Here is a 16,272-nt window from a genome sequence, read left to right as displayed (position 1 = left end):
TTATTTCTTTAGTATTACGCAACGCGTATTAAAACAGGGCAAACCTATTTTTTAAAATACATTTGCCCTGGCTGTAAATCATTTGTATCGTAACTGTGTTAAATAAAGACATAATAAAAAAATTATGCCTTTGGTGTTTAAATGGAATTCTTATACACAATATCAACTATTTTCCCACAAATATTTTCATATGATTTGGTAACCTTACCTGTTCGATCCAAATAATATAGAGAAGCATTTTTATCGGAACCAGAATTATCATAAACTCCAACTTCAAGCCTTTCGCCTTCTGAATCATATCCATGCTTAAAGTACGATATTTGAGATCCTGCTGGATATTCGTAAAACTTAACAGGCTTAGCTGTTACATCATCATAATTGTATCTGTAAATAACATTATCCTTGGTAAAAAATAGATATTTTTCTGTGTTCGAAGCTGAAAACAAGGTGTTCTCATCAACCAATTCCGGAGCAATAAATTCATTCTCAGATGCAAGATCATATACAAACATATATTTAGAACCATTAAAGCCATAACTACAGCCATATTCTGTTATAGACGTTCCATTTAGGACATAAAATCTAGCCTTATCTTCAGACCACATACTTCCTCCGGGTTCCGACATCATGTATAACATTTTCCCTGGCATTACAAGCTTACGTCCTCCGGAAGAAAAATCTACATTGATTCCCCAAACACCAGAAGAGTACAATTGTCCCGTTTCTGCTCCATGTAGAATATTTAAACCTGCTTCACCAATATAGTCCACATCTTCCTCAAAATCCGGTAAATTATATTCAAAGTAAGGTCTGTATTTATCACCCATCATTAAATTCAAATAAAAATACCTGTTGTTAACAAGGGAATAAAAACCTGTCCCATCCGATTCCATGTACTGAAAATCAGCATCCTTAGGAATCTCACCAAAAAAACATACCGATGCCGGAAACAAATACTCAAACGTACTGAAATCAAATATTGCCCCATAATCGGGATATTGATCGGTGTAAATATTCAAAAGCTCATCCGATTGGGATAAAAATGGCACATTTGTTTTGGCTTTCCTGCCAAAATTTTACCTCCTGTTACAATTCCAAAAACATCTTCTACAATTTCCTCATTTTCTTTTATCAAACAGAGTTCTGAGTTATTTCCTTTTTGATGTAAAATAAAACTACCATAGCTATAGCTGTTTTTCACAGTCAAAAATGTTGATTCTTTAAAGACAACTCCTGTTCCTTTTGATGTTACCTCGAATACACACATCATCTTTTTAATAGGCACATTAGCACCTGCGGTAAATCTTAAATCCTTATCTGTAGAGATATAAATCGTGTCATGCTTTATATTACTTAACTTTTTATCCAGATAGTAATCTACCAAATACCATCTGTAATCATAGTCATCTTTATTAAAATCGGAATTCCCTATAGTTAGCTCAGGTGTAACTACAAGTTCCTCCTCGAATTGATAAATACTATAGGCTTCATCAATCCCTTTTATTTCCTGTACATAGGCCAAGTTTTCATACTCATAATTTCCTTCATCCTTTAAACAAGAAACCATAAAGAACGAAGCAATAATTATTACGATATATATTTTATTCTTCATTTGTTTATTTTTTAGTATCAAGTAATTATTTACTCCTTCAATAGCTTTATTCTCACTATTGAAAATTCCAACTCCAAAATATTGCAGATATTCTGAAGTTAATTTGCCTCAAACAATAACCTCTTTCCATTCTCATCATAAGTAGGATTTTCTTCAAACCAAATCTTGGTTCTTTTAACATAGACCAAAAGTTCTAGATTACTTTCCGGGCTCCATTTTTCATCAGTTACCCCTGAGATTTCGATAAATTTCTTGCATTTTAACGGATGATAAGCACCTGCATGATTATTCAACCCTTGTCGCTCCCAGAAATAAGGAGGTTCATTAAGGTTGTTCAAAATCTTTATCTTAAACTCCTGATCGCCTTCTAATCCCACTTTAAAATCTTTAGATTCTTTAAGTCTAAGTGCCAATTCTGCAACTCGATCTTTAAGAGCATCTGTTTTTATGACATTTACAACTAAATACGATGTAAATGTGTTTTTATCAAACACATATTCCGATTGCAATTTCTCAAAATCCACACCTTCTATAGCCGTGGTATTTGCTGTATCTATCTCTACCTGGTAGTACCTATCATAATCAGTTGCCTGTCCTGTTAGAGTTAATCTAATTTCAACAGGATGGACCACTACATCATCCTTTAAAAACATAAAGTTAACGGAAGTACTATCCCAAGTTGGCATATTCAATGCACTATATTCTATATCGTATAATAATTTATCGTTCTTTTCACATCCAATAAACTGAAGTACAAGAATTAAAAAAAACAAGTATTGTAATCTATATCTATTCATAACATGCATATTTGATTATTACTTTCTTCCTCCGAATTGAATTTCATCTTTGGGAAGTGGGAAAATGTATTTTGATTCATCCATAGCTATTACTGACCCTGAAAAATTTGTCATCCTATCTAAGGCTAAACGTTTGTACATGTAAAAGGTCTGTCCTTCACTCAAAAATTCAAGATGATACTCTTTCTTTATCATTTCTAATAATTCAGCACTATTGGCTACATTTTCCACAATCGGAGAAACGCGTTCAGATTTTAATTTATTCAGATATGTTAAAGCTTCAGCGGTATTTGTTTCAGACAAACACTCTGCTGCAATTAGGTACATTTCAGATATTTTAATAAGGGGGACATTAGGATCTGAGTATTCTTCAGCTTCTTCTTCTTTTTCTGGCCGTTCATATTTTGTCATAAAGTATCTATTAATCTCATAAATATCTTTCTTTTGAGTTAACCAATATTTGAACCTAACATCATCACTCGTAAACATTTTTTCTACAGGTGAACTAATGAATAATTGATCATTTCCTTTAGGACTAAAATAATAATCCGAGTTGTCTTTCAACTTATAAGTGTATATTGAAAAAATATGCTCATTGTTAAAAGCGTAATCTTTGTTGTTAATAATATTTCCAGGATTAATAAAAGTGTAATGTTCTGAATCGATTACTTCCTTTGCATAGCTTAATGCCATCTCTTTATCACCTACATACAATGAAACCCTTGCCATCAATGCTTTTATGGCATACAAATTCATTCGGTTATGTCTGTCGATTAAAAATGGATTTGAAGAGTGATTTTCATCGTCATCAATTAAAATTGGATCTATTCCCTCCAATAAAGTGATTGCTTTAGATAAATCAGCATTGATATGCGCAATTGTTTCCTTTGAACTCAATTGCTTAGACACTTCTTTAGAAAATATCGTTACATAAGGAATTCCTACATAATCAGGATTTGAAACATATGGGGCATTAAACATTCGTAGCAAATCAAAATGAATATAAGCTCTTAAACCCAATGCTTCAGCATAAATCAAATTGTAATTGTCTTCTGTAAATGATTCCTTCGACATTAGTTCAATATGCTCAATTATAGTATTACAATTTGCAATAACGTTATACATATCACCCCAAATCTGGTTAATACGCCCCTCTGGTAATTCCTGCACATAATCAAATTTAGCAAGATCAGTAAGTGAAGGACTAAACCTCACATTATAGTTTTGAGCCAAAACATCCAAAGTTCCCATGGTTAAATTACCCCCATAGACGCCTCTTGCCGACATTAGACTATACACTCCTACAAGTGCATCTTTATAGCCAGATTCTGATTCAAACATATCCTCTTCAACAACCTCTGACTCGGGCTTAATATCTAACCAATCAGAACAAGAAGAAAAAAGAAATAAAAAGCAGATTACTATATAAAATTTACTCATAATGCTACAAATTAAAAGTTTACTTTAAGTGAGAAACTGTATTTTCTTGCGAAAGGATAATAGATCCCTCGTTCTATTTCAACAGATGACAATCGGAACACATCTGTTAGATGTACACCTAATTTCACTCTGGACAGCGACATACTATTTGCAAAACGATCCGGCAACTGGTAGGATAAATTCACGTTGGTAAGAGAAAGCGAATTGTCATCCTCTACAAATCGAGAACTTGCTCTTGTAACCTTCTTATTTGTAATGTCTTTATAAGGTGTGTGATCTCCTGATCGGGCCCATCTTTGTTCTAAGACACGTTTATCGGCATTCTCAAAAGTATCAGCATTTTCAACCCTATCGATAACTGTTTGGTTAAAAATTTGGCCTCCCAATCGGTAGTTAAAAGTATAGTTCAAGCTAAATCCTTTATAGTCGAAAGCTCCACCAAAAAAACCTTCAAATTTAGGTGCAGCTTCTCCAACCACTACCAAATCTTCCGGACTCCATACATCTGTTAAACTTCCATCTTTTTTAATAAGAATTTCTTTTCCTGTAGTAGGATCAATGCCCATGGACCTTACAGCATATATCGCATTTAACGACTGTCCTTCCTTAAATTGCAAAATGCTTTCTGTGGTTGCTCTATCATCGAGTGCAACATCATTGGTTCTATCATCATCATTATCCAATTCAATCTCTTTTCGCATATTCTCAATTACTTTATCGTTATATGCCTTTAAAGAGTTAGAGATTTTTTTAATGGTATTTTTGTTGTGACGAAGATTTGCAAAAAAGCTCAACATCATTCCATTTTCTTTGTTTCGAATAGGGAATGCTTGCACACGTAGCTCATATCCTTCATTATCCACATCGCCCATGTTTGCATTAAAACTTCTAAATCCTAATGATGGAGCAACGGAAATATTCGTTAACAAATCATGTGTTGTATTCAAATAATAGTTTCCAACAACTTTAAGTCGTTCATCCAATAATCCTACTTCAATACCAAGATTTCGACTTAATGTACTTTGCCATTTTAAATCCTCATTCCCTAAAGATTTTAATACAGCCCCTGTTAGCAAACCATATCTTACATCACTTAGGTAATGGTATGTTGTTATGGCTTGATATGCATCAAAATTCTGATTTCCTGAGGTTCCCAAATTGGCTGTTAGCTTTAACGACGACAAAAAGAAATTATCTTTCATAAATTCCTCATTGTGCAAATTCCAACCTGTACCAAGCGACCAAAAAGGAGCTGTTTGCTGTAGCTTCCCAAACTTTGAGGATCCATCAATACGACTTGAAGCATCAAACAAATATCTGTTGTCGTAACTATAGTTAAAAGAAAGGAAAGAACCGGCCAACCTACTTTTAGAGTCATAACCAGTAGGTTTAGAATTGGGGCGAAATTGATTTGCAAAATTGATATGACTCAATTTATCATTCAAAAATCCAACGGCTGTATATCCCTCGTTAAAATTGTGATTACTTTGAATTTCACCACCAAGAACAGCATTGATTACATGATTGTTAAAATTCTTAAAATAAGAAAGAACCACATTTGCATCCAGATTCGTTGTTTTAGTATCTGAAATGGTATAGGAACCTCTTTGGAAAAAATCCTTTTCTTCAAAACCAATAAACTGAACTGATCCTGGAGAAACAAAAGATTCGGCATTCGCAAACTTTTTTGATATCGAAGCATTCCCTTTCAAACGCAACTCCGGGGTAATTTTCCAATCTACAGATAAATTGTTTCTTACATCGATGTATTCGTTTCGATCAAAACTATCAAAATTTTCTACTTCGTAAAGAGGATTGTATTGCTGAATCTGACTTCCTATTTCACCTTCACCAAGCTTAAATACCATATTCCCTTTATCATCAGTTGGTCTATAGTATGGATTTAAGCGAACATATTGGCTAAAATTGCCATAAGGACTATTTTTAGCCTTTACATAAGTAATATCAAGCTTATTTTTAAATACGATATTCTTTGTGTTGTATTGTAAATAAACTCCAGTATTATAACGATCTCTTCCAGACCCCTTCATTACACCAACATTTTTGTTGTAACTCATTTCGAGTCCATATCGCATAAACTCATCTCCTCCTTCAAGGAAAAGTGAATGCATTTGTCCTACTGAAGTTTGCAAGGGTTTTGCTAACCAATATGTATCTACACCCGATTTTACAGCCAACAATCTCTTGTTGTAAAGAGCATCCAACTCCATTTGGTTCGCCATTCCATTAAAATCACCATTCCATGTATCGTATACGCCTGCCAATTTTTCTGCTTCAAGCTTCTCCTTTGCATTTAAAAGGTTGTAATCCGATAAGTCGGGCAAAGAAATGTCTATGCTTGAATTGTAGGTAACCTGCATTTTCCCGGCTAAAGGTTTCTTTGTTTCGATCACAACAACTCCATTTGCCGCTCTCGATCCGTATATAGCGGTTGCAGAAGCATCTTTCAAGATTGTAATACTCGCGATACGATTTTTGTCGATATCAAAAACTTTTTGGGCGCTTACCTCGAATCCATCTAAAATAAACGTAGGCATATTGGTATTTCCTTTTAGCTCTGTTTCTGATATTCCCGGAAAATTTGCCTGTCCCCTGATTTGAATGTTTGGCATAGAGTTAGGGTCGGACCCCATTAAATCATTCTCTACAATTTTAAAAGAGGCATCAAAACTTTGAATCGCAGTAAAGACATCAACATTTCCAAGTTTTTCCAATTCTTCAGAACTTACAGCAACTGTTGTTCCCGTGAAACTTTCTTTGGCTTTATTAAAATAACCGGTAACAACCACTTCAGACATTACCTCCGTATCTGGCTCTAATTTTACTTTAAAATCAAGCTTGTCACCAACTTTAATCTCCTTTGTCTTGTAGCCAATAGAGGAGATAAGAATGATCACTTTACCATTGTTTGGAATTTTGAGTTTAAATTCCCCGTCCAAATTCGTACTCACGCCTATTGTTGTCTCTTTAACAACAACTGAAGCTCCTGGCAAAGGCTCTCCCTTTTCATCAGTCACCTTTCCTCTTACCTCCTTTTTTTCTTCTTGCTTTTGTTCTATTACTCGAGGTCCTTTGGTAATCAGAACATAGTCATCAATAATCTCATATTTTAAAGAAGTCTGTTTGCACACTACATCCAATGCTTCTTTCAAACTTACTTGTGAAAAGTTAGCATTCACCGTTAATGACTCATCTACCTCCTTTTCACTAAACATGAAATAGGTGCCTGTTTGTGCTTTTAATTCTTTAAAAACTTCTCTCACAGACATCTCTCCAGACTGCAGGCTTACTTGCTGTCCAAGCATAACACTTGCTGAGAGTTGTAATGTACACACCAGAACTAAGAATACACTTATTTTCATCACACGTACAATTTTTCGAATGGAAGGTGGCAAAACCCTCCAATTTCCAATGATTTTCATAAATTTGTATTGAGGTTATTAAATTTCCATTGCGCCAACAATGGAGTTAATTATCACTGAACGGGGAATACGCCAATATTTCCCGTTTTTTCTTTATCCGCCAAAGCATATATCTTATAATTATTCTCTTCCTACAACAACAAGCTTCCCTTTGATTGCAAAATCAACATCGGCCACACGTTCAATTAAATTCAAGGCATATTCAAAAGAATTCTCTTTCTCAAATGCACCTGTAAATTTGATGTGTTTAAAACTTTCCTCTGTGAAGAAAAATTTCACATCATACCATCTTCCCAATTGCGTCATTATGTACTCCAATTCCATATTTTCAAACTCATACACTCCATTCACCCATGAGGTATACAAGTGGGTATCCACTTCCTGAATCTCAATTTTATCTCTTCCCCTAATGATTATAGATTGATATCCTGGTTTTAATAATTTCTCATTCCCTAAATTATTGATCTGTACAGCCCCTTCCACAAGCGTGGTTGCAATGAATTCCTGATCTTCATATGCAGAAACATTAAAACTGGTTCCTAAAACCTTCACCTTGGCATCGTGAGAGTGAACTACAAAAGGAGCTTGCTTGTTATGAGCCACTTCAAAATAAGCTTCTCCAGTGAGATAAACCTCTCTCTTACTACTGGAAAATTTTACTGGATATCGAAATTTAGTATCAGCATTTAACCACACCTTTGTTCCGTCTGAGAGCGTTAAAGAAAACTCGCCCCCTCTTGGCACATCAATTGCATTAAAAAGTAATTTTTCATTCGAAGTTGCCTTAGGAGTATAGATAATATTATTCAAAGAATCTTTGGCAATCTGAGTTCCATCTTTTTCAGAAATCAACTGCGTCTCTTTTTCTTCAAGCTTTATTCGAGAACCATCAGCCAAAGTGATTGTTGCACATATATCACCTTGTTGAGCTAACTGTTCGAAATTATAATCTTTACTAAAGTCAAATTCACTGCTATGCTCTTTGATTAAAATGGTGCTCACAATCGCAATAATGGCAACAGCAGCAGCATACGGAAGCCACAAATGCAGTTTTCGTATTTTTGATTTGCTTAATCTGGATTGAATCTGTTTCCATGCTTTTTCCTCATTCAATTGATTCAAAAAGCCAACTGAACGACCATTTGCATACAAACGACGATAGTGATTAAACAGTGCTTTGTTTTCACTGCTTTCATTCAGGAAACTTTCAAGCTCTTTCTTAGAATTCTCACTCAACTCCCCACGGGAATAATCACGAACCCAACTGATAATATTTTCTTCCTTACTTTCCATTTCTTTTTGAACCGATCGATTTTATAACAAAATAGGTGTGCACTTTCAATAATATGATTTAGGATTTCTAAAATGGGTGACAAATTTTTTATTTTTTTTTGCACCCCTATATATATGTATCGGCAATCATCTGTAAAACCTATAGAAGTGGACATAGAAAGGCCATCCGTTAAAAGCTAACAGTGATGCAAGGCAATGATCTCATTGATCGTCTCAAACAAAAATTGCCTGAATTAAGATAACATGATGAGAATAATGATATCAAGGGAAGACCTCAACTGCTTTAAGGCTCTTGAAAAATGTGTTTTGATCGTGTTTAGGGAAACATCCAATTCTTCTGCCACTTCCTTGTATTTCATATTATCAAACACAATGGCTTCAAAAACTTTACGACTCTGTTCCGACAATTGATCCAATTCTCTGAAGAGTTTGGCTTTTTTTTGTTCCAAAACATCAGTATCTACCTCTTCCATTAAAATGTCAAATTCGTCGTCTAATTCTTCAATTCGGTACCTATTGGTCTTACGGATGTAATTCAATGCATTATTCTTTACTGCTGTAAAGAGGTAAGATTTAAGAGAGGAATTTAAAGAATGAATTCGCTTGTTTTCCCAAAAATTTATGAAGACCTCCTGAACTAAATCTTCTGCCACATCAAAAGCATCTAGATATCTCATTGCAAAAATGCATAGTGGAGAATAATATAGATCAAACATATGGCGCAATCCAGATTCGCCGCCATTCTTCATTTTTTCGATAATGATTTGTTCCTGATGTTTCATAATGGGCTCTCAAAAATAGAAAATATATTTTATTGAAATAACAATGCATCCATTAAAAAAAGTCCCTACTCTTTTTAAGATTAGTTCTAGCTACCCAAAACGAATCCGACAATTCGGCAAATCATGTACAATAATGTTTATAAAGAATAAATGTTTTAAGAGTTCGTTATACTTAAGCTTGCCAAAAGTTCTTTTTATCACATTTAATTTCTTTATAATAACTATTTTTCATTTGATCTAAATACAACTAAAAAACTACACTATATTCAAATTATTGGCAAAATCACAAAATGTAATTTACTGTATATAACAAAATTGAATCATTATAAACCTGATTAACTTGATTACAAAACCTAGTTACAAAAAACACGACTACACACCTCATATTAAATGATTTAAACACAATAAAAGTGCAAGCTGTTTGGCTTGCACTTTCATTGTGTTCTATTCTTGGTTTATTTCAAATAATTTATTCAAACTTATATTTCCTATAAAGTTCTTTCTATCGATATTTTATAGTTGTTCTTCTATATTTTTGAAGCATTTATTTCTCGATCGATGATTCATCTTTCAAACATCTATCTATCATTTCACTCAGCCTATTATCTGAAGGACGTGGTGCAAAAACGTCTACAATTAATCCATCCTTATCAATTACCATAAAGCGAGGTATCCCATGAATTCTGTATGCACTAAATTCTGTACGATTGGTAATATACTGCTTCGTTTTTTTAGTGTGCTTTTCCAAATATTTCTCCCATCCTGCTTTGTTGGAATCTATACTAATGGCAATAAATTCTATGTTCTGATTTTTGTATTTATCCGCCAACTTCTCGAAGTAAGGAGATTCCTGCACACAAGGTCCACACCATGTTGCCCAAATATCTATAACAAGGTTTTTTCCTTTAAAATCGGATAATTTAAACTCTTTTACATCTTTATTTCTAAATACAAGTTGGGGTGCTGGTTGCCCTGCGAGCAATGGCTTATATTTTTCGAAAGCCTTATTCAGGATTTCTTTATACTCATCACTTTTTAACTCACCAAGTAATTTGCTTTTTCTTTCTTTCACCTCCTCAACAGGACCTTTACTTGCCAGATAATAAATCAATTCATTTGATTTAATGTATTCGAGTACTTCTTCATCAACATTCTCTGTTCCTATGAATTCAATAGCCGAGGAACAAATGTCCCTGTAAACATCCAGATTTAAATAGCACGCATCACCACCACCTTTTAAATACTCTTGGATATCTTTTTGGAAATAAATTTTAGCCTCTTTAGCCATTTTAGCAGCTTCTTCACTTGTCAGTTTTTTTATCCATGAGGCATAACCTGCATAAGAAAACAATGTATTTACTGCTCCAAACTTAATTCTCCCTTTTTCAAGCTTCTTAAAATTTTCACTAAGATTAGGAGTTTCTTCCAATTCTTTGAAGCGTTTTTCTATTTTATCTTTCAGGCGTTTTTGTATTGTTTGCAAATCTGGATCATCTTTAATCATTTCTCCTGCATTAAGAAACGAACCTCCTTTCGGGAATGGTTTAGCACAAAGATAAAAACATGCATCGGCACCCTTACCAGAAAATTTTGCAGCCTTTGGATCATTATAATCACACTCTATATATATGTCATCCCCAGGTGATAGATAAAGAGTATTTCTTCCTAACCGAAAATAACTTGGTTTATCCAATTCAAAAGTGATTTCAAAAAGCTTATTGGCTTCCGGCCTTATGGTAATACCATCCTTCAAGAGTACCCCTTCTGGTGTACCTTTAGACATGAATACTTCTGTACCAAAATTTCTTAGTTCTCCTCGTAATCGAACCGTTTTTTGCTTTAAATCACAAGACCATATCATAATTGATAAGAACAATGCGATTACTATTTTTGACATTCTAAAATACATACAACTTGTTAAAATTTACAGATTAGTTCTTTCTTCTACTTGATCAATTAGATTAAATACAGCTTGAATCGGAATAATATCTTTCATCACCATTTGAATGTGTTTATCGCTTGAATAAATTGATATGGTGGATTCTACCACACCAATTACATTCCCATTTTGATCAAATACCGGTCCTCCACTTGAACCTTGTGCATAATCTGCTGAAATACTGTAACGTGGAGAGTTGATACCTGCAGCAAGATGTTTTCTTGTTAGAATACCCTCGGAGTAGGCATAAAATTTTCGTTTTGGATGAGATATAACTTTAACCTTATCGCCTACAGAAACTTTTCGATTCAACGGCAAAGGACTTAACTTATCACCTTGTGTATCAATTTTAAAAATGAGCACGTCATCTTTTTTATTGGCTGCTAAAACTTCCTTAATTTTGTATACTTTACCTTCGAAATTGGTTACTCCCAAGCCCATTACCATTGCTTTTTGCTCAGATAAAACATCGAAAACATGGTAATTTGAAACACATAAACCATCTTCGGAGATAACAAAAGCTGAAGCTGATGAGATGTGTCCAGCCGGACAGTTTTTGCATTTGTACAATTCTCCAATGGCCAGCACACTATGCTTTAAATCATTATAACTAAATGAGCTTGTAGATTTTTCAGTTTCAAGCTGAATCCTACATTTCGTTCTTTTTAATTGACTTACAATGGTTTCTACAGACACAGTACTACTATCAGAAGCAAATTCTGCAATCTTTAGTTTTAAACTGTTAATGTAAAAATTGTCATTTATAAATTCTTTTTCAATTACATTTCTTTTGGTAGTGTGCTCATGCAAATTGTCTGCTATGCATATGCCATTACAAACTATTAATAGTATTATTACGGTTATATGTTTCATATTATAATAAAAAAAGCAGTAGCCTGATGACTACTGCTATAAAATTTAGTCACTTAAAAATTTGGTTTCTTGACTGACACCAATCTTTATTTTCTTACCAATACACAAATTCGAATGTATTAATGGTCTTCAACTTGATTATTTTGGTCTTTAATAGAATTTAACCCTTCTATAATTTTATCCAACTTCCTGCCAATTGCATGTGTATTATGAATAAGCGCAAGCAATATAACGATTACTATTATTATCATATTTCTATATTTTTTAAAGAAGGCTATTTATGAAAGCTGTAAATAAAAATTGGTATTTCTTTTTATTTACTATTCCAAACACTCAACAATTTTATCCTCCAATTCTTTTCCATGCATGTTTTTGGCTACAATAATTCCATCTTTATTAATCAAAATTGTTGTTGGTACGCCATTCACTGCATAATCGGTTTTTGCTTGTGTATCCCAACCTTTTAAATCAGAAACATGAATCCATGATAGCTCGTGTTTGTTTATGGCTTTCACCCAATTTTCTTTTTTACTATCAATGGATACGGCATAGATTTCAAACCCTTGGTCTTTATATTTTTCATATACTTCTTTCATTTCAGGCAAAGATGCAATACATGGACTGCACCATGAGGCCCAAAAATCGATTAGTACACATTTGTTTTTTGCCACTACTTCTTTCAGAGATACCACCTTTCCCTCTGGGGATTTTTGCGCAATATTAATATAAGGCTGTCCTTCTGCCGATTTTCTATGAGCCTCAATTTCAACCATCAACTGCTTAGCAATTTTGTTATTTTTTGCTTCCACTGACATTGTTTGTAGGATGGAATCCAATTGTTCGTGAGAAAAATAATTCTTTAAATAATTGGCTAATATTGCTGATGCATATGGCTTTTCTTTATTGCTCTCGAATGTTTGTTTGCCCAAGTTGATTTGTCTTTTTCCATAATTTTGAAGAATCGCCAACAAAGAGTCACGACGCCCCTGCTCTTTTTCGGCATAATACTTCTTCCTTTCTTCCGACTGCTTTTTTACCAATTCGTTCATCTTATTTGTAAAACCCTGGTATTCTATATTCAATTGCGACTTTGTGATCTTGCTAAAATATGGATGCTCATCAGAAACATTTATTTCTATCTCCTCATTCGATAGGAAAAATCCAAAAGCACCCTTTTTCTTCTCAAAAGTTAAAAAGTACTGCTCACAATTTTCAGTACTACCTGTAAAAACAAATTCTCCCATTTCTATATTAACAGAATCAATGGGAATTAGCTTATAGCCTTTGGTTTCGTTCAGGTATACTTTACCTGAATAGCTTGTTTTTCCTGTTATTTTATATTCTTCCGAACCCTTTAGTGAGCACGAATACAACAGCACCAAAAGCACTATTGAAAAAAACTTAATATGATTCATGTAGGTATTTTTATTTACTAGATGTTACCATTTAATAGGACACAATTAAACTCTATTGTTAACTAACAATATTAAAGTCAGTAAATTCTTACTAATTTTAACTAAAAGTCAGATTGGCCTACCTTTCAAAACTTTATGCTTTGAAAGGCAGGCTATTTACTTGATACTATTATTAATTGAAAGGTTAGGGTAATTTATGCTCATCTCTCAATTGAGCATATTTATTACCTGTTGCCTGAATGTCCCATCCCAGGTCATTAAAGTACTTTATAACTTCAGCATACTTTTTAGTTCTGGTTGGACTGTCATCTAAATATTCAGCCTTAACCTCTTCATATGAGTTTAAAACAAGTACTTCAATCCATTCTTTAATATCATTTGCAAAAGATTTTGAACCTGTTGCAGAAATAAAACCACCTTCTCTGGCCAACTCTTCAAGAGCATCCTGCTTTTCCTGACTTCCCCTTTCATACTCTTTTTCAATCTTATTGGTTGCTTCCTCTCCATAAGCCCAACCAGCAGCTTCAATTTCTTCTGAAGATTCAAGTAACAAAGAATTAATTCCTGCCAGGACATTCCAGACTACAGAAGCTAATACTACATCCTGATAGTAATGATAATCATAGTCCTCCAAATTAACATCCAAGACTTTTCTTCCCCTATTGTCATCATATGTATTAGGCCACTGTAATATTAATCTTGATCGCCCAAGGGATTTTGCATTAGTTGGAGCCCACCACATTCCATATTCCTTTACTATAAAAAAATCGATAGGAAAAAATCTCTTTACAAATCCTTCTGGAATGTCACTTAATAAAGTTTCAATGTATTTATAAGCACTTGCTCTGTACTCATCATCAATTTTAGTAACATTTCCCCTGTTATAGGTATCCTTATACAACATGGCATTCTCAACTTCAGAAGGATCTTCGAAATCCATTCTCACCCATAAATTGTACTTTTCATAGATCTCTTTCTCTTTTCCTGAAATACCAGGCCCTGGAAGAAAATTCTCCTTTATTCCGATCTCCTCAGACGAAACTAGGTCATCCTCTTTATCACAAGATGTAAGAAACAAACAGCATCCTGCAATTATTGTCGCACATATTATTTTATATTTCATTTTCGTATTTTTTAAATTCTTAATATCGGCAAGGAACTCTGAAAATTCAGTGTTCCTGCTTTACTCAATTAAGACAGACTTAACTACCTTGGATTCAATACCATGTTAGGACTATGCATCTGCTCCGAGATCGGAATTTGCAACACATAGCGAAGGTCACCTTTTTTCAGTTCAAATACATTGCCTTCCTTATCAACATGAGTTAAAGCTGGTTTTCCCAGTCTTCTCAAGTCGAACCATCTCAACCCACCATCAAAGGCGGTTTCTTTACGTCTTTCTTTTAATACTCGAGCCAATACATCTGTCTCTGCATCAACCATTGCTTCGTAATCAGGGAAGTGATCTGTCTGAATGCGCTTCTTCATTAAAAGTTTCACATCATCAATCGCTTTGGCATTTAATTGCTTACGAGCATAAGCTTCGGCTCTAATAAGAATAACTTCTCCCAACTTAATGCCTATATAAGGATGTTGTGGCCCCTGATATGAATACATATTGTAAACCGTTTTTCCTGTTTGTTTACCATAATAAGTCTCAGTATCAGCAAAAGATTCAAAAATAAACCTTCTATAATCATAAATGGTATCATTCTCTATTCCCTTTTCAATGAAACAGTTGAAAAGATCATCCGATGGTTTTTTTAATCCTCTTGAATAATAATAAATATTTCCACCTGCTCCTTTTCTACCACCATTTGTACACATAGAAAACAATACATCTTCCTGGTATCCGGTATCCATAACACCTCTCTCTCCAGTAAATAAGTATTCGAGTGGTTCATTTTCACTTTCTATAATATCCTGAATATTATTCATATCCCAAGGTTTAAAAGTAGTAATAACCTTACTTGAAGAGCTAATCGCAGCATCTAAATTATCCATATACAAATAAACTCTGGCTCGTAAAGCTTCTACAGAATGATAGTTAAAGCGTACTTTTGTATTCGGACGTTTTCCTGCAAGTAATTTTGATGCTTCTTCCAAATCTGCAACAATCAAATTCCAAACCACTTCAACAGACTCACGAGTATTATTCTGTGTCCTTTCATGCAAATCTTCAGTAGTGATACTAAAAGGTACACAAGCTTTGGCTAAATTCTCACTAGAATAAGGCTCGGCATACAAGTTAGCCAAATAGAAATATGACAATGCACGTATGGCATGCGCCTCTCCCTTTATTGTTTCGAATAGCTCTTGATCCTCAGGCAATACTTCCTTTTCTTCAAAATCATCTATGATTGTATTCGCATAAAAAATTGATCGATACAACTCTCCCCAGTAATAATCATATTCTTGTCCATCGGTTTGATGTGAGTCCGCCCATGTATACCATGGAACATAATCTCTTTGCATATCACCATATCCATCCGGATTAACAGCAACATTGTCCGTCATCATCTCCGTTTTCATAAAGAATTCATTATCCGGGTAAGCTCCCAAAAGAACAGCTTCATAATCCTCAACACTTTTGGGGATCATACTGTTTACAGGATCAATATCAAGCAATCGTTACAGGAAGAGAGCGAAATCAAAACCATTCCTCCTAATATTATATT

12 protein-coding genes are annotated in these 16,272 nt (G+C 34.0%); all 12 read right to left on the bottom strand.

Annotated elements, in window-relative coordinates:
• Nucleotides 1–137 precede the first annotated feature (137 nt).
• Nucleotides 138–1,049, bottom strand: a complete 912-nt coding sequence (locus JCM15579_RS13255; protein ID WP_157471473.1) for a hypothetical protein — start codon at nucleotides 1,047–1,049, stop codon at nucleotides 138–140.
• Entirely contained in the window at nucleotides 1,016–1,612 is a 597-nt protein-coding gene (locus JCM15579_RS13250; protein WP_054720905.1) for a PKD-like family lipoprotein, read from the bottom strand. Before JCM15579_RS13250 ends, JCM15579_RS13255 begins: the two co-directional genes overlap by 34 nt.
• A gap of 98 nt (nucleotides 1,613–1,710) precedes the next feature.
• Nucleotides 1,711–2,409: a DUF4843 domain-containing protein gene (locus JCM15579_RS13245; protein WP_054720903.1), complete on the bottom strand. Its 699-nt coding sequence runs from the start codon at nucleotides 2,407–2,409 to the stop codon at nucleotides 1,711–1,713.
• Between the two features lie 18 nt (nucleotides 2,410–2,427).
• Nucleotides 2,428–3,849, bottom strand: coding sequence for a RagB/SusD family nutrient uptake outer membrane protein (locus tag JCM15579_RS13240; protein ID WP_054720901.1), 1,422 nt, complete (start codon nucleotides 3,847–3,849; stop codon nucleotides 2,428–2,430).
• Nucleotides 3,850–3,860: 11 nt separating this feature from the next.
• Nucleotides 3,861–7,292 carry a SusC/RagA family TonB-linked outer membrane protein gene (locus tag JCM15579_RS13235; protein ID WP_054720899.1) on the bottom strand — a complete coding sequence of 1,144 codons (3,432 nt, stop codon included), beginning with the start codon at nucleotides 7,290–7,292 and terminating at the stop codon, nucleotides 3,861–3,863.
• 120 nt (nucleotides 7,293–7,412) lie between these two features.
• Complete coding sequence (locus tag JCM15579_RS13230) at nucleotides 7,413–8,585, bottom strand: FecR family protein (RefSeq protein ID WP_054720897.1); 1,173 nt, start codon at nucleotides 8,583–8,585, stop codon at nucleotides 7,413–7,415.
• A gap of 233 nt (nucleotides 8,586–8,818) precedes the next feature.
• Complete coding sequence (locus JCM15579_RS13225; protein WP_054720895.1) at nucleotides 8,819–9,367, bottom strand: RNA polymerase sigma factor; 549 nt, start codon at nucleotides 9,365–9,367, stop codon at nucleotides 8,819–8,821.
• A gap of 544 nt (nucleotides 9,368–9,911) precedes the next feature.
• Entirely contained in the window at nucleotides 9,912–11,264 is a 1,353-nt protein-coding gene (locus tag JCM15579_RS13220) for a TlpA family protein disulfide reductase (RefSeq protein ID WP_172677432.1), read from the bottom strand.
• 27 nt (nucleotides 11,265–11,291) lie between these two features.
• The gene (locus JCM15579_RS13215; protein ID WP_083464677.1) at nucleotides 11,292–12,179 is read right to left on the bottom strand and encodes a S1 family peptidase; all 888 of its coding nucleotides are present in this window, start codon (nucleotides 12,177–12,179) and stop codon (nucleotides 11,292–11,294) included.
• Between the two features lie 320 nt (nucleotides 12,180–12,499).
• Complete coding sequence (locus tag JCM15579_RS13210; protein WP_054720889.1) at nucleotides 12,500–13,594, bottom strand: TlpA disulfide reductase family protein; 1,095 nt, start codon at nucleotides 13,592–13,594, stop codon at nucleotides 12,500–12,502.
• A gap of 184 nt (nucleotides 13,595–13,778) precedes the next feature.
• Nucleotides 13,779–14,717 carry a hypothetical protein gene (locus JCM15579_RS13205; RefSeq protein ID WP_054720887.1) on the bottom strand — a complete coding sequence of 313 codons (939 nt, stop codon included), beginning with the start codon at nucleotides 14,715–14,717 and terminating at the stop codon, nucleotides 13,779–13,781.
• An 83-nt stretch (nucleotides 14,718–14,800) separates the two neighbouring features.
• Nucleotides 14,801–16,195 carry a RagB/SusD family nutrient uptake outer membrane protein gene (locus JCM15579_RS13200; protein ID WP_054720885.1) on the bottom strand — a complete coding sequence of 465 codons (1,395 nt, stop codon included), beginning with the start codon at nucleotides 16,193–16,195 and terminating at the stop codon, nucleotides 14,801–14,803.
• Nucleotides 16,196–16,272 lie beyond the last annotated feature (77 nt).

The sequence above is a fragment of the Marinifilum fragile JCM 15579 genome (assembly GCF_001310955.1).
Classification (GTDB): Bacteria; Bacteroidota; Bacteroidia; order Bacteroidales; family Marinifilaceae; genus Marinifilum; species Marinifilum fragile.
This window is presented reverse-complemented; position numbering and strand designations above follow the sequence as displayed.

Coding starts and splice junctions, on each gene's coding strand:
- JCM15579_RS13250 (WP_054720905.1), bottom strand. CDS start 1,612: ATGAAGAATAAAATATATATCGTAATAATTATTGCTTCGTTCTTTATG.
- JCM15579_RS13245 (WP_054720903.1), bottom strand. CDS start 2,409: ATGAATAGATATAGATTACAATACTTGTTTTTTTTAATTCTTGTACTT.
- JCM15579_RS13240 (WP_054720901.1), bottom strand. CDS start 3,849: ATGAGTAAATTTTATATAGTAATCTGCTTTTTATTTCTTTTTTCTTCT.
- JCM15579_RS13235 (WP_054720899.1), bottom strand. CDS start 7,292: ATGAAAATCATTGGAAATTGGAGGGTTTTGCCACCTTCCATTCGAAAA.
- JCM15579_RS13230 (WP_054720897.1), bottom strand. CDS start 8,585: ATGGAAAGTAAGGAAGAAAATATTATCAGTTGGGTTCGTGATTATTCC.
- JCM15579_RS13225 (WP_054720895.1), bottom strand. CDS start 9,367: ATGAAACATCAGGAACAAATCATTATCGAAAAAATGAAGAATGGCGGC.
- JCM15579_RS13220 (WP_172677432.1), bottom strand. CDS start 11,264: ATGTCAAAAATAGTAATCGCATTGTTCTTATCAATTATGATATGGTCT.
- JCM15579_RS13215 (WP_083464677.1), bottom strand. CDS start 12,179: ATGAAACATATAACCGTAATAATACTATTAATAGTTTGTAATGGCATA.
- JCM15579_RS13210 (WP_054720889.1), bottom strand. CDS start 13,594: ATGAATCATATTAAGTTTTTTTCAATAGTGCTTTTGGTGCTGTTGTAT.
- JCM15579_RS13205 (WP_054720887.1), bottom strand. CDS start 14,717: ATGAAATATAAAATAATATGTGCGACAATAATTGCAGGATGCTGTTTG.
- JCM15579_RS13200 (WP_054720885.1), bottom strand. CDS start 16,195: ATGATCCCCAAAAGTGTTGAGGATTATGAAGCTGTTCTTTTGGGAGCT.